The sequence below is a fragment of the Nocardioides immobilis genome, assembly GCF_003515065.1.
Taxonomy (GTDB): Bacteria; Actinomycetota; Actinomycetes; order Propionibacteriales; family Nocardioidaceae; genus Nocardioides; species Nocardioides immobilis.
Genome location: NZ_QXGH01000020.1, coordinates 33,162 through 46,158, shown reverse-complemented (window position 1 = coordinate 46,158; position 12,997 = coordinate 33,162). Strand labels below are relative to the sequence as shown.

General features: G+C 71.4%; 12 protein-coding genes. 7 read left to right on the top strand and 5 right to left on the bottom strand.

Going from position 1 to position 12,997, the window contains the following annotated elements:
• Genes D0Z08_RS16475 through pknB form a run of 5 tightly spaced genes read left to right on the top strand, consistent with a single transcriptional unit; the run spans position 1 to position 7,946 of the window.
• Positions 1-1,605: a PP2C family protein-serine/threonine phosphatase gene (locus tag D0Z08_RS16475; protein ID WP_245994031.1), complete on the top strand. Its 1,605-nt coding sequence runs from the start codon at positions 1-3 to the stop codon at positions 1,603-1,605.
• 9 nt (positions 1,606-1,614) lie between these two features.
• Positions 1,615-3,000 (top strand): FtsW/RodA/SpoVE family cell cycle protein, encoded by a 1,386-nt coding sequence (locus tag D0Z08_RS16470; protein ID WP_118926343.1) that lies wholly within the window; start codon positions 1,615-1,617, stop codon positions 2,998-3,000.
• Positions 2,997-4,508, top strand: a complete 1,512-nt coding sequence (locus D0Z08_RS16465; RefSeq protein WP_118926342.1) for a peptidoglycan D,D-transpeptidase FtsI family protein — start codon at positions 2,997-2,999, stop codon at positions 4,506-4,508. The genes D0Z08_RS16470 and D0Z08_RS16465 overlap by 4 nt, the downstream gene beginning before the upstream one ends.
• A complete protein-coding gene (locus D0Z08_RS16460) occupies positions 4,501-6,006 on the top strand; it encodes a serine/threonine-protein kinase (protein WP_118926341.1) in 1,506 nt (501 codons plus the stop codon). Before D0Z08_RS16465 ends, D0Z08_RS16460 begins: the two co-directional genes overlap by 8 nt.
• Positions 6,003-7,946 (top strand): Stk1 family PASTA domain-containing Ser/Thr kinase, encoded by a 1,944-nt coding sequence (gene pknB, locus D0Z08_RS16455; protein WP_118926340.1) that lies wholly within the window; start codon positions 6,003-6,005, stop codon positions 7,944-7,946. The genes D0Z08_RS16460 and pknB overlap by 4 nt, the downstream gene beginning before the upstream one ends.
• Here the strand turns inward: pknB and D0Z08_RS16450 are convergent.
• On the bottom strand, positions 7,943-8,770 hold the full coding sequence (locus D0Z08_RS16450; protein ID WP_118926339.1) for a DUF881 domain-containing protein: 828 nt from the start codon (positions 8,768-8,770) through the stop codon (positions 7,943-7,945). The genes pknB and D0Z08_RS16450 overlap by 4 nt on opposite strands.
• Before the next feature lie 86 nt (positions 8,771-8,856).
• Between D0Z08_RS16450 and D0Z08_RS16445 the strand changes: the two genes are divergently transcribed.
• A complete protein-coding gene (locus D0Z08_RS16445) occupies positions 8,857-9,381 on the top strand; it encodes a cell division protein CrgA (protein WP_245994029.1) in 525 nt (174 codons plus the stop codon).
• Positions 9,382-9,477: 96 nt separating this feature from the next.
• Here D0Z08_RS16445 and D0Z08_RS16440 read toward each other — a convergent pair whose 3' ends face one another.
• On the bottom strand, positions 9,478-10,425 hold the full coding sequence (locus tag D0Z08_RS16440; RefSeq protein ID WP_220454216.1) for a rhomboid family intramembrane serine protease: 948 nt from the start codon (positions 10,423-10,425) through the stop codon (positions 9,478-9,480).
• The gene (locus D0Z08_RS16435) at positions 10,426-10,983 is read right to left on the bottom strand and encodes a peptidylprolyl isomerase (RefSeq protein WP_118926338.1); all 558 of its coding nucleotides are present in this window, start codon (positions 10,981-10,983) and stop codon (positions 10,426-10,428) included.
• Between the two features lie 185 nt (positions 10,984-11,168).
• On the opposite strand from D0Z08_RS16435, the gene D0Z08_RS32185 reads away from it, so the two are divergent.
• Positions 11,169-11,753 carry a hypothetical protein gene (locus tag D0Z08_RS32185; RefSeq protein WP_182481342.1) on the top strand — a complete coding sequence of 195 codons (585 nt, stop codon included), beginning with the start codon at positions 11,169-11,171 and terminating at the stop codon, positions 11,751-11,753.
• On the opposite strand, the gene D0Z08_RS16425 is transcribed toward D0Z08_RS32185, so the two are convergent.
• Positions 11,750-12,097: a DUF3817 domain-containing protein gene (locus D0Z08_RS16425; protein ID WP_118926337.1), complete on the bottom strand. Its 348-nt coding sequence runs from the start codon at positions 12,095-12,097 to the stop codon at positions 11,750-11,752. The two genes, D0Z08_RS32185 and D0Z08_RS16425, sit on opposite strands and share 4 nt — an antisense overlap.
• Positions 12,094-12,900 (bottom strand): SURF1 family protein, encoded by an 807-nt coding sequence (locus tag D0Z08_RS16420; protein WP_118926336.1) that lies wholly within the window; start codon positions 12,898-12,900, stop codon positions 12,094-12,096. The genes D0Z08_RS16425 and D0Z08_RS16420 overlap by 4 nt, the downstream gene beginning before the upstream one ends.
• Between the last annotated feature and the right edge of the window lie 97 nt (positions 12,901-12,997).

Here is a 12,997-nt window from a genome sequence, read left to right as displayed (position 1 = left end):
TTGACGTCTGACGACAACCAGCTCCCGGACGAGCGCACGGTGCCGCCCGAGCAGCCCGAGCAGCCCGAGCAGCCCGAGCAGCCCGAGCAGCCGGAGCCACCCCCGCCCACGGAGCCGCCGCCGGCCGAGCAGCCGCCGCCGCCCGACACGGTCGAGACCGAGACCGAGCCGGAGCGGCCGACGACCGACCTCCCGGTGCCGCCCGCCGGCGCCCCGGCCGACCTGACGATGATGCGGCCGCTGCCGTCCGAGCAGCCGCTGCCTCCCGACGGCCCGACGGTCGACGCCCCCGAGGAGGAGCCGCCGCCCGTCCCCGACACCGTCGAGGCCTCGACCGAGCCGCTCCGGCTCGGCTACTACGCGATCTCCGACGTCGGCCGGGTCCGCAAGGACAACCAGGACTCCGGCTACGCCGGCCCGTGGCTGCTCGCCGTCTGCGACGGCGTCGGCGGCGCCGCCCGCGGCGACATCGCGTCCGGTGTCGCGGTCAACGAGCTCCGCCAGCTCGACGAGGCACCCGGATCCGTCGACCTGCTGGTCCGGGTCACCGACGGGCTCCACGAGGCACACGAGTCGATCGCCGGCCAGGTCGACAACGACCCCGCCCTCAGCGGCACGAGTACGACGGCGACGGTCGCCCTCTTCGACGGCCACCGGATCGCCGTCGGCCACATCGGCGACTCCCGCGGCTACCTCCTGCGCGGCGGCGAGCTCTCCCAGATCACCAGCGACCACACGTTCGTGCAGAGCCTCATCGACGAGGGCCGGATCAGCCCCGAGGAGGCGCGGATCCACCCGCACCGCAACCTCATCCTCAAGGCGCTCGACGGTCTCCACGAGGTCGAGCCCGACCTGTTCACGATCGCGCTGGCGCCCGGCGACCGGGTGTTCCTCTGCAGTGACGGCGCCTGCGGCGTGCTCGAGGACGCGCGGATGGCCGACATCCTCTCCAGCGGGTCGCCGGAGTTCGCCGCGATCGAGCTGGTCCGGGCCAGCCTCGACGCCGGCAGCTCGGACAACGTCACCTGCGTCGTCGCCGACGTGCTCACCGAGGAGCAGTTCGCGGCCAGCCCGCTGCACGACGACACCGAGCCGATGATCGTCGGCGCCGCGGCCGACCTGAAGCGGCGCATGCCCCGCAGCCTGTTCCGCGGGCACCGCTCCGGCGACACCGGCGAGCTCGAGCCGGTCGACGCCGAGATCCCCGAGGGCGTCGGCTACGCGATCCAGGCCGACCCGCCGGTCGACCAGGAGGAGTACCGCTACGCGCCGCTCCCGCCGCCCCGCTACACCTGGCTGCGCCGGATCATGGCGCTGGCGCTGGTGCTCGGGCTCGTGTGGGTCGGGCTGGCGTCGGCGTACTGGTGGACCCAGCAGCAGTACTACGTCGCCGAGCACGACGGCCAGGTCGCCGTCTACCGTGGCATCGACGGCATCCCCGGCCTCTCCAGCGTGTACCGCACCAGCGACCTCGCCGTCGACGAGCTCCCGGAGGCCGCCCAGGCGGATGTCGAGGAGGGCATCGCCGCCGACGACTACGAGGACGCGACGTCGATCGTGCGCAACCTGGCCGAGAAAATGATGCCCGCGGACGACGAGGAGTAGCCCAGACTCGTGGCCGCCAACGCCAGCCTCCTGCAGTTCGTGCACCGCCGCCGCCGCGGTGCCGAGCTGTTCCTGCTGATCCTCGCCCTGGTGGTGGGGATCGGCGCCTACGCCTCCGTCGGCCTGGGTGTCAACGGCGAGGTCCCGACCAACATCGTCGGGTACGGCGGCTGGCTGGTCGCGCTCGTGATCGCCGCCCACGTCGTGGTGCGGCTGGTGGCGCCGTACGCCGATCCGGTGCTGCTGCCGATCGTCGCCGCGCTCAACGGGCTCGGGCTCGCCGTGATCCACCGGCTCGACCTCGCCGAGGACACCGGCCGCGCCGACCAGCAGCTGATCTGGATGACGGTCGGCGTCGTGCTCTTCGTCGCGACCCTGGTGCTGCTGCCCGACCACCGGCTGCTCGCGCGGTTCACCTACACGTCGGGCCTCGCGGCCCTGGTGCTGCTGATCCTCCCGATGCTGCCGGTGATCGGCAACGAGGTGAACGGCGCCCGGATCTGGATCGCCCTGGGCCCGTTCAACTTCCAGCCCGGCGAGGTCGCCAAGGTGCTGCTCGTCATCACCTTCGCCGGCTACCTGGTCGTCCACCGCGACGCGCTCGCGCTCGCCGGCCGTCGGGTGCTCTTCGTCGACTTCCCGCGCGGCCGCGACCTCGGGCCGATCCTCGTGATGTGGGGCATCAGCCTCAGCATCCTGATCCTGCAGAAGGACCTCGGCTCGAGCCTGCTGTTCTTCGGCCTGTTCCTGATCATGCTCTACGTCGCGACCGAGCGACCCGGCTGGCTGGTCGTCGGCGGGCTGCTGTTCTTCGGCGGCGCCGCGGTGGCGTTCCGGATCTTCGGCCACGTCCAGCAGCGGGTCGAGATCTGGCTCGACCCGTTCGCCGACCGCGACGGCGACGGGTACCAGCTCGTGCAAGCCGTCTACGGCTTCGCCTGGGGCGGCCTCACCGGCCGCGGCCTCGGCCAGGGCATGCCGTCCCGCGTCCCCGAGTCGGAGTCCGACTTCATCATGGCCGCGATCGGCGAGGAGCTCGGGCTGACCGCGGTGATCGCGGTGCTGCTGCTCTACGGCCTGATCGTGGAGCGCGCTCTCCGCGCCGCCCTCATCTCCCGCGACGGCTTCGGCAAGCTGGTCGCGACCGGTCTCGCCGGCGTCCTGGCGCTCCAGGTGTTCGTCGTCATCGGCGGTGTGACCCGGCTGATCCCGCTGACGGGCCTCACCACCCCGTTCCTGTCGTACGGCGGCTCGTCCCTGGTCGCGAACTGGGCGATCATCGCGCTGCTGCTGCGCATCTCCGACCAGGCACGGCGGCCCGTGCCCGAGATCACCGAGGAGTCCGAGGATCCTGACCTGTTGCAGACCCAGATCGTGAAGGCGGTGCCCAAGTGAACCGGCCGATCCGCACGGTCTCCATCTTCTGCATGTTCCTCTTCCTGGCGCTGATGGTGAACATCACCTACCTGCAGTTCTGGCACGCCGAGGAGCTCAACACCGACCCGCTCAACGCCCGGGTCGCCGAGGCCGCGTTCAGTCGCGAGCGGGGCGAGATCCTCGCCGGCGAGGGCCGCGACCAGGTCACGCTGGCGCGCAGCGAGGAGTTCGACGACCGGTACAAGTACCTCCGCGTCTACCCCAAGCCCCGGCTCTACGCGAACATCACCGGCTTCCTCACGCTCGGCACCCAGACCGGCATCGAGCGCTCCCAGAACACCGTCCTCTCCGGCGAGGACCCGCGGCTGTTCGTGACCCGGCTCATCGACCTCGCGCAGAACCAGAGCAACAAGGGCGGCAACGTCCTCACCACGCTCGACCCCGCGGCCCAGCAGGCGGCGTACGACGCCCTCCTGTCGACCGTCGGACCCGAGGGCGAGGGCTCGGTCGTGGCGATCGAGCCGAAGACCGGCCGGATCCTGGCGATGGTGTCGCTGCCGACGTACGACCCCAACGACCTCGCGACCCACGACTTCGACGCTTCCGAGCAGGCCTACGAGCGGCTCGACGAGGACGACCGCGAGCCGCTGGTCAACCGCGCGATCCAGACCCGGCTCTTCCCGGGGTCCACGTTCAAGGTGGTCACGGCCGCGGCCGCGATCGAGAACGGCCTCTACTCCTCCGACGACAACGTCCCGTCCGGCGCCACCTGGCAGACGCCCGGCACCACCGGCGAGAGCAACGTGATCGACAACGAGGGCCGCTTCCAGTGCAGCCCCGAGGAGGTCTCGTTCCTGACCGCGATGGCCTACTCGTGCAACACCGCGTTCGCGAAGATGGCGGTCGAGCTCGGGCCGGAGAAGATGCGGGAGCAGGCCGAGGCGTTCGGCTTCAACAGCGACTACCTCAATGACCTGTCACCGCAGGCGCAGTCGGTCTACCCGGAGAGCGTCGAGGGTGCCGACGGCTCGCAGGTCGAGCTCAACGACGCCCAGACCGCCCAGACCGGCTTCGGCCAGTTCGAGGTGCAGTCGACGCCGCTGCAGATGGCGATGGTCGTGTCGGCGCTGGCCAACCGCGGCACCCTGATGCGGCCCTACCTGGTCGAGGAGGTGCAGTCCGCGGAGTACGAGACGCTCGAGACCACCGAGCCCGAGGAGCTGCGCGACGCCGTCTCCCCGACCACCGCCGACCAGGTCACCGACCTGATGGTCGAGACCGTTGCCAACGGCACCGCCTCCCCCGCCGCGATCCCCGGCGTGAGCATCGCCGGCAAGACCGGCACGGCGCAGCGCGGCGTGGAGGGACTGCCGCCGTACGGCTGGTTCGTCTCATTCGGGCCCGCCGAGGACGCGGAGGTCGCCGTGGCGGTCATGATCCAGGAGGCGCCCGGCAAGGAGATCGCCGGCGGCGCCCTGGGCGGACCGATAGCGAAGGCAGTGATGGAGGCGGTCCTGAATGACTGATCAGTACGCCGACGGGGCCCACCGCTACCGGCTCGACGAGCGGATCGCCACCGGCGGGATGGGCGTCGTCTGGCGCGCCACCGACACCCGCCTCAACCGCCCGGTCGCCGTGAAGGTGCTCAAGCACGAGTACGCCGACGACCCGCAGTTCCGCACCCGGTTCGAGACCGAGGCCCGCAACGCGGCCGCGCTCCAGCACCCCGGCATCGCGGGGGTCTTCGACTACAACTCCGACCCGGGCCCGGACCACGCCGGGTCGCCGTACCTCGTGATGGAGCTGGTCGAGGGCCAGCCGCTGTCGACTCTGCTGGCCCAGGCGAAGGGCAGCGGTCGGGCCCTCGACCCGGCGGTCGTGCGCGACCTGGTCCTGCAGACCGCGGATGCGCTCGCGGTCGCCCACCGTGCCGGCATCGTCCACCGCGACGTGAAGCCCGCCAACCTGATCGTCACCCCGGACCGTCGGGTGAAGGTCACCGACTTCGGCATCGCCCGCGCCGCAGATGACGCCCAGATCACCCGCACCGGCGCGGTGATGGGCACCCCGCAGTACCTCTCGCCCGAGCAGGCGCGCGGCAACCCGTCGGTGCCGGCGTCCGACGTCTACTCGCTCGGCGTGGTCGCCTTCGAGTGCCTGACCGGACGGCGGCCGTTCGAGGCCGACAGCCCGATCGCCACGGCGCTCGCGCACCTGCAGCAGCCCGTCCCCGAGCTGCCCGCCGAACTGCCGGAGGACCTGCGGAGCATCGTCCGGCGGGCGCTGGACAAGGACCCCACCCAGCGGTACGCCGACGGCGGGGAGCTCGCGGCCGCGCTCCGGGGTGCCGAGGTCGCGCCGCCCGCCGCCGTACCGCCGATGCCGCTGACCGACGCGACCGCCGTGCTCCCCACCACCTCGGAGCAGGTCGCCCCTGCCGCGGTGGCGGGTCCCACGCCGCGGCTGGACCGGCCGTCGGCCTACGAGGGCACCGCGCCGCCGGAGAAGCGGAAGAAGCCCGTCCTCGCCGTCGTCCTGATCGTGCTGCTCCTCGTCGCCGCGGCGATCGCGCTCGTCGTCTTCCTGCTGGGACAGGACGACGAGGAGCCCACCAGCGACGAGGCCCCCACCCGCAGGACCTCCGAAGTGACCTCCGCCACGAGCGAGACGACGTCCAGCGAGCCGACCACACCGACGACCACGGTGGATGAGACCGTGACCATCAACGCCGCCGACTACATCGGCCGGGATCGGTTCGAGGTCGAGGCCGAGCTCCAGCGCCTGGGGCTGGACCCGGTGCTCATCGAGGACCAGAACCCCGGCGGTGAGGAGCAGGACACCGTGAGCTCCCTCCAGGGCGGCGAGTACGAGGTGGGCGACTCGATCGACGTGCACTACTGGGGGGCGCCCGCGCCCACCGAGACGCCGACCACCGAGACGCCGACCACCGAGACGACGCCGCCGTCGGACACGGCCGGCACGGACACTGGCGGCACTGATCTGACGGAAGGTGACAACGGATGAGCAACGCCGGGCCCCCGGGCCCGACCGGTTCGACCGGGTCGGGATCGACGGTCGGCGGCCGCTACCAGCTCGGTGAGCTGCTCGGTCGCGGCGGCATGGCCGAGGTCCGCAAGGGCATCGACGCCCGCCTCGGTCGCGTGGTCGCGGTCAAGCGGCTGCGCACCGACCTGGCCAGCGATGCCACCTTCCAGGCGCGTTTCCGGCGCGAGGCGCAGTCCTCGGCCTCGCTCAACCACCCGGCGATCGTCGCGGTCTACGACACCGGCGAGGAGGCCAAGGACGACGGCGGCGACATCGTCCAGCAGCCCTACATCGTCATGGAGTACGTCGCCGGGCGCACCCTGCGCGACATCCTCCGCGAGGGTCGCAAGATCCTGCCCGAGCGGGCTCTCGAGATCACCAGCGGCGTGCTCTCCGCCCTCGACTACAGCCACCGCGCCGGGATCATCCACCGCGACATCAAGCCCGGCAACGTGATGCTCACGCCGTCGGGCGACGTGAAGGTGATGGACTTCGGCATCGCCCGCGCGATCAGCGACGCCGCGTCGTCGATGACCCAGACCGCGGCGGTCGTCGGCACCGCCCAGTACCTCTCGCCCGAGCAGGCCCGCGGCGAGTCGGTCGACTCCCGTTCCGACGTCTACTCGGCGGGCTGCCTCCTCTACGAGCTCCTCACCGGCCGGCCGCCGTTCGTGGGCGACAGCCCGGTCGCCGTCGCGTACCAACACGTGCGCGAGCCCGCCGTACCCCCGTCCCACCACGACGCCGACCTGACTCCCGACATCGACGCGATCGTCATGAAGGCGCTCGCGAAGCGGGTCGAGGACCGCTACCAGTCGGCGGCCCAGATGCGCGCCGACATCGAGCGCTACCTGGCCGGGCGGCCGGTGTCGGCGGTCGCACCGCCGCCCCTCCCCGACGAGCCGTCGACCACGGCGACCGCTGTGGTCCCGGCCGTCAACGGCACGGCCGAGACCCAGGTCCGGCAGCGGCCCGCGCCGCCCGCCGACGACCGCGACCGCAGCCGCAAGATCTGGCTCTGGCTGGTGCTGGGACTGCTGGTCCTGGCGGTGCTGGCCGCCGCCTACGTCGTGTGGCCGAAGCTCTTCCCCGACGAGCCGACCGACGTCCAGGTGCCGTCGGTCGTGGGCTACGAGGTCGACGAGGCCCGCGGGCTCCTCTCCGACGAGGGGCTCACGGACATCGACGACAAGCAGCGCCAGTGCAGCGACCAGTACGACGCCCGCCGGGTGATCGAGCAGGACCCCGAGGCGGAGGTCTACGTCGACCCCGGCACCCCGGTCTCACTGGTGCTCAGCAGCGGACCCTGCGACTTCGCGATGCCGCGGGTGATCGGCAGCCTGGAGCGGATCGCGATCGCCGACCTGGTCGACGCCGGCATCAAGCGCGCCAACATCACGGTCGCGTCCGAGCGGTGCGACACCGACGACGCCGCCGGCACGGTGGTCGAGCAGACCCCGCAGCCGGAGGCCTCGGTCGGCCGCGACGACATGGTCACGCTCTGCGTCTCCGACGGTCCCGAGGTCGTGCCTCAGGTCATCGGGAAGCGGCAGGGTGAGGCCGAGCGACTGATCATCCAGGCAGGGTTCGAGGTCGACGTCCGCGAGGACACCACGTCCGAGGCCCCGAAGGGCGAGGTCACCGACGTGATCCCCGGCGAGGGCGAGGAGCTCGACCAGGGCGAGACGGTCACCATCTTCGTCTCCACCTTCGAGGAGCCCACCACCTCGGCTCCGCCGCCGCCGACCGACACCGACGGCGACGGCCTGTCCGACGAGGACGAGGCGACGCTGGGCACCGATCCCAACAACCCTGACTCCGACGGCGACACGTACAGCGACGGCGACGAGGTCGCGGCGGGGAGCGACCCGCTCAACGTGCTCAGCGTCCCGCCGCCCAACGGGAACGACAACGACTAGGGGTTCGTGACGACCGGCCGGGCGTAGCGCAGGTCGAGGAGTCCGTCGTACGCCGGCGCGACGACCTCGTCCTCGGTCTCCGCGTCCCACCCGATCTCGAGGTAGGGGTTCACGGCGTCCGAGCGGTAGCCGCTGACGAGCGGATCGGCGTCGAGGGCGGCCATCAGGTCGTCCGGGTCGCCCACGGCCTGGATCACGTAGGGCTGCGGGTAGGGGACGCCCTGCAGCTGGACGGCGTTGCCCTCGCACTTGATGCCGGTGGTGGTGATGACCCGCTGCCCGGCGATGGTGACCGCGGTCGCGCCTCCCGCCCAGAGCGCGTTGACGACCGCCTGGATGTCCTGCTGGTGCACGACCAGCCGGTCGGCCTTGTAGTCGTGGGCGACGGCCTCGTCGAGGTTCTCCTCCGGAGCGTCGCTCAGCGTGACCGACACGCCCGCACCGGTGCGCGGCTCGAGGCCCGCGGGGTCCCGCAGCACCTCGATCCGGCCCCGGGTGCGGGTGACCCCCAGCGTCTGGACGTCCTCCGTCAGCGCATCGACCTCGTCCTCGAGGTCCTCGAGGTCCTGCCGGATCTCCTCGTACTCGGCTGCCTCCGCCTCGACCAGCCCGGCGAGGTCCGTGTAGCGGCCGGGTCGCAGGTCGGTGCCGCGGCTGTCGGCCGCCGAGATCACGAACAGGGCACCACTGAGAATCGCGACGCCCGGCGTGCCGATCCGCCAGGCGAGCGACCGGCGCCGGCGCTGTGGCGGGGGCTGGGGCGCGTCCTCGGGCTCGGGCTGGGGCGCGGCCTCGGTCGGCCCAGCCGTGTGCGCACCCGTCATGGTGTCTAGGGTAGGCGGCGACCACGTACGTCGTACCGAGGTGTCGAGCCCTGATGCCGCCGGTGCAGAGTTGAGGAGCCAGCGAAGTGAAGTTCTCCCGGCCGAGCCTGAAGCGCTCGGACAACGCGGCGTTCAAGGACCCGTCGAGCGGTCCGATGTTCAGCATCCGCTTCCTGGTCTCGCTGGTGCTCATGCTGGGCGGCATCGCCTGGATGGCGTACTACTACATCGGCGTTCGTCCGGTCGCCGGCTTCGGCGACGACGACAAGCCCCTGTTCGACCTCGACGCCGGCAAGGAGGGCGTCGTCACCGGTTGGCAGCTCATGGGCGACCTGCAGGAGTGGAACTACCTGATCGGCTTCGGCGCGATCATGCTCGGCCTGATGATCGCCGCCCACCCGTCGACCCCGCTCGGCCGCGGCCGCGGTGTCGTGGTCGGCATGCTCGGCTGCTTCGTCCTCGGCCTGCTGTGGATCTGCACCTACTACGTCGTCGGCACCGGCGACCACGCGCAGGACCTCGCGGTCTTCAACGACCTCGAGCAGAAGAACCTCTTCGTCGGCATCGCCTTCATGGCCGTGGGGTTCACGTTCGCCACCAAGTGGGAGTAGCGCTCCTCCACAGGGTTCTCCACAGCGGGGGATAACTACAACGTTGTAGTTACCCACAGCTGTGGGGAAACCTGTGGGAACTCCGCAGCAGAGTTCCTACGCGAGTACGGCGGTGCGGGCGAGCGTGGCAGCGGACAGCGCCACGACCACCAGGGTGATGCCCGCGACCTGGAGCTGCCGGCGCCGGTCCTTGGGCGCGTAGACCACGATCGCGGTCACGAGAGCGCCGCCGAGGAAGCCGCCGAGGTGGCCCTGCCAGGACACGTTGGGGAACGTGAACGTCAGCACGGCGTTGATGCCGAGCCACATCACGATGCTCTGCACGTTGCCGCCGACCTTGTGGACCACGATCAGCAGCGCGCCCATCAGGCCGAAGATCGCGCCGGAGGCGCCGAGCGTCGCCGAGCCCTCGCCGGAGAACCAGTAGACGCAGACCGAGCCCGCCAGCCCGGACACGAGGTAGAGCGCGAGGTAGCGAGCGCGGCCGAGCACCGCCTCGAGCTGGGGTCCGAGCAGGAAGAGCACCAGCATGTTGAAGCCGATGTGCCAGATCTGCACGTGCGAGAACATGCTGGTGACCAGCTGCCAGTAGGCACCGTCGGACACCCCGGGGAACCAGGAGCCGTCCGGCACCCCCTCGCAGAGGCGGTCGGAGTCGAGGCTGGGGTAGTAGACCTCCGCGTTGCCCTCCTCGTAGCACCGCCCGGTCGGGAGCAGGGCGAGCCGGTCGACGAGCAGGCTCTTCGTCCAGCCGGTCGCGAGGATCGCCGCCCACACCAGGCCGTTGAGCCCGATCAGGACGAACGTGGTCACCCGTGGATCGGCGGAGCGGCGGCCGCCGTACGCCGCCTGCGCCTGGCGCGTGGTCTTCGCGCCCTCCTTGACGCAGTCCGGGCAGTGGAAGCCGACGGCTGCGTCACGCATGCAGTCCGGGCAGATCGCCTTCTCGCAGCGCTGGCACCGGACGTAGGTCTCGCGGTCGGGGTGCCGATAGCAGGTCGGCACCCCGGCCGGCGGCCCCGACGGCCCCGACGGACCGGTCACTCAGGCCCCGGTGATCTCAACCGACTCGATGACGACCGGCTCCTTGGGGCGGTCACCCGGGCCGGTCGGGACGGCGGCGATCGCGTCGACGACGTCGCGTCCGGCCTGGTCGGCGACCTCGCCGAAGATGGTGTGCTTGAAGTTCAGCCACGTCGTCGCGCCGACCGTGATGAAGAACTGCGAGCCGTTGGTGCCCTTGCCGCCCTGGACGCCGGCGTTCGCCATCGCCAGCAGGTAGGGCTTGTCGAAGGTCAGCTCGGGGTGCGGCTCGTCGTCGAAGTTGTAGCCGGGACCGCCGGTGCCGGTGCCCTGCGGGCAGCCGCCCTGGATCATGAAGCCGGGGATGATCCGGTGGAAGGCGAGGCCGTCGTAGAACGGCGTGGATCCGGCCGAGCCCTCCCGCGGGGACGGGCGGTAGGGGCCGTCCGCGGACACCTCGACCGGGTTGCCGGTCGCCAGACCAACGAAGCTCTGCACCGTGCGCGGTGCGTGGTTGGGGAACAGGTTGATCGTGATGTCGCCCTTGTTCGTCTTCAGGATGGCCTGGAGGTCCGCCATGAGCTGCCTTTCGCGCTGCAACGTCGGTGCGGACGTCGGTGCCCGCACCCTCGCGCCGATCCTACGGGGGCCGTGAGATTCATCGTCCGCACGGGCTGCGCGGTGTGGGATGCGCGTGGTGGGATGGGGTAGTGACTAGGACGGAAGGTCCGGCGCACAGATCTCGGATTCGGAAAGGTTCGGCCATGGGACTTCGCAGGAAGAAGACGCTTCTCGAGCAGGCGGAGGGGTACGTCGAGGCAGCGATCGACCAGGCAAGGGACTTCGTGCACGACACGGCCCGACCCGCGCTCCACGACGCCAAGGAGAAGGCAGCTCCCGTGGTCGCCGCGGGTGCCGCGACTGCTGCCGAGAAGGCTGCTGAGGCGAGGCAGAAGGCCGCCCCCGTGATCGCGGCGGGCGCCGCCACGCTCGCCGAGAAGGCCTCCGAGGCCAAGGACTACGCAGAGACCAAGGCCGCTGAGCTCAACGGGTCGAACCCCAAGAAGCGGTCCAAGATCAAGACGCTCCTGATGCTCGGAGCCGTGGGTGGCGCCGTGGCCGTGATCGCCAAGAAGCTCCAGGGCGGCAACGACGGCGGTGGCTGGCAGACGTCGTACGACCCGGCGCCGCCGCCGAGCCCCGCCGCAGCCGTGCCGACCCCGGTCGACACCCCCGCCGACACCCCGGCCGAGGAGCCCCTCGACGCGGTGGACGCGGCCGACGCCCCGTCACCGGACCCGCTGTCCGACCCGCTCCCCACCGAGGCAGACCCGGAGTCCGAGCGCTAGCGACTGTCTCGAGACCCGACGAGCTCCGGGTGCTCGGCCCGGAGCTGCTCGGCCACCCGGCGCTCGACCCAGAAGATGAGCGCCGGGACCAGGCCGGCCACCATCATCAGCAGGAAGCGCGGCAGCGGCCAACCCGCGCGCTGGGTGAGCACGAACGCGATCACCACGTAGACCATGTAGACCCAGCCGTGGACGACCCACACCGGCGTCAGCTGATCGCCGAGCTCCTGGAGCGAGCCACCGTCGGGGAAGCCGTACTTCAGCACGAAGCCGACGGTCCCGACGAGCAGCAGCCCGCCGACGATGAAGGCCAGCACGCGGTAGGTCTTGAAGAGGCCGTTCACGGCGACGAACCTACCGCGCGGGCCTCGTCGTCCGGGGCGGTGGGCTCGCGCCGTACGGCGGTGGCGTCGCGCACGAACCGCCACCACAGGAAGAGCGCGAAGGCCGCGAAGAGCCACCACTCGATCGCGTAGGCGATGTTGCGCCACGCGGTGAACGTGCCGGCGGGCGGGAGCTGGTCGAGCGTGGCGGGGCCGAGGTCCGCCGTACCCGCGTTGCGACCGCCGGCCTCCTCGGTCGCTGCCGGGTCGACGACCACGTAGCCGCCGTAGAGGTCGACGTCGACGCGCTGCACCAGGTCGGCGATCCGGACCTGCGGGAAGACGTCGTCGGTCGGGTCCTCGTCGGCCGCGCCCGTGCCCTCGCCGGGCTGCAGCCAGCCGACCAGGGTCGCCGTTCCGGTCGGGGGCGGTGGCGCCGACTCGGGGTCCACACCGGGCAGCCAACCGCGCACGACCGGGATCGCCGCCTCGTCGGGCCCGTCGACAGCGAGCGGCGTGACGACCCAGCTGCCGTCCTCGCCGTCCGTCTCGCGACCGGACACGAGCACGGTGCCCTCGGGGAGCCAGGTGCCCTCGACGGTGACCGGGCGGCCGACGTGCTTGGTCGGGAACGGCTCGTCGGGTCCGAGTACGTCGGTCAGCGGCTCCGGCTCGGCGTTGGTGAGGTCGACCCGCTCGGCCGCGCGATGGGCCTCCCAGGCGTCGTACTGCCACAGGCCGAGCGCGATCGCCGCACCCACGCACCCGAGCGCGATCAGGTGCGCCGCCCACAACCGGGGGCTCCACCACGCGACGGCCTGCACCCGGTCAGCCTACGGACCGCCGACCCGGCGCATCTCTGCGCCTCAGCAACGCCGAGTCGGCGCGTTCTGAGTTGAGCCGACTCGGCAAGATTGGTAT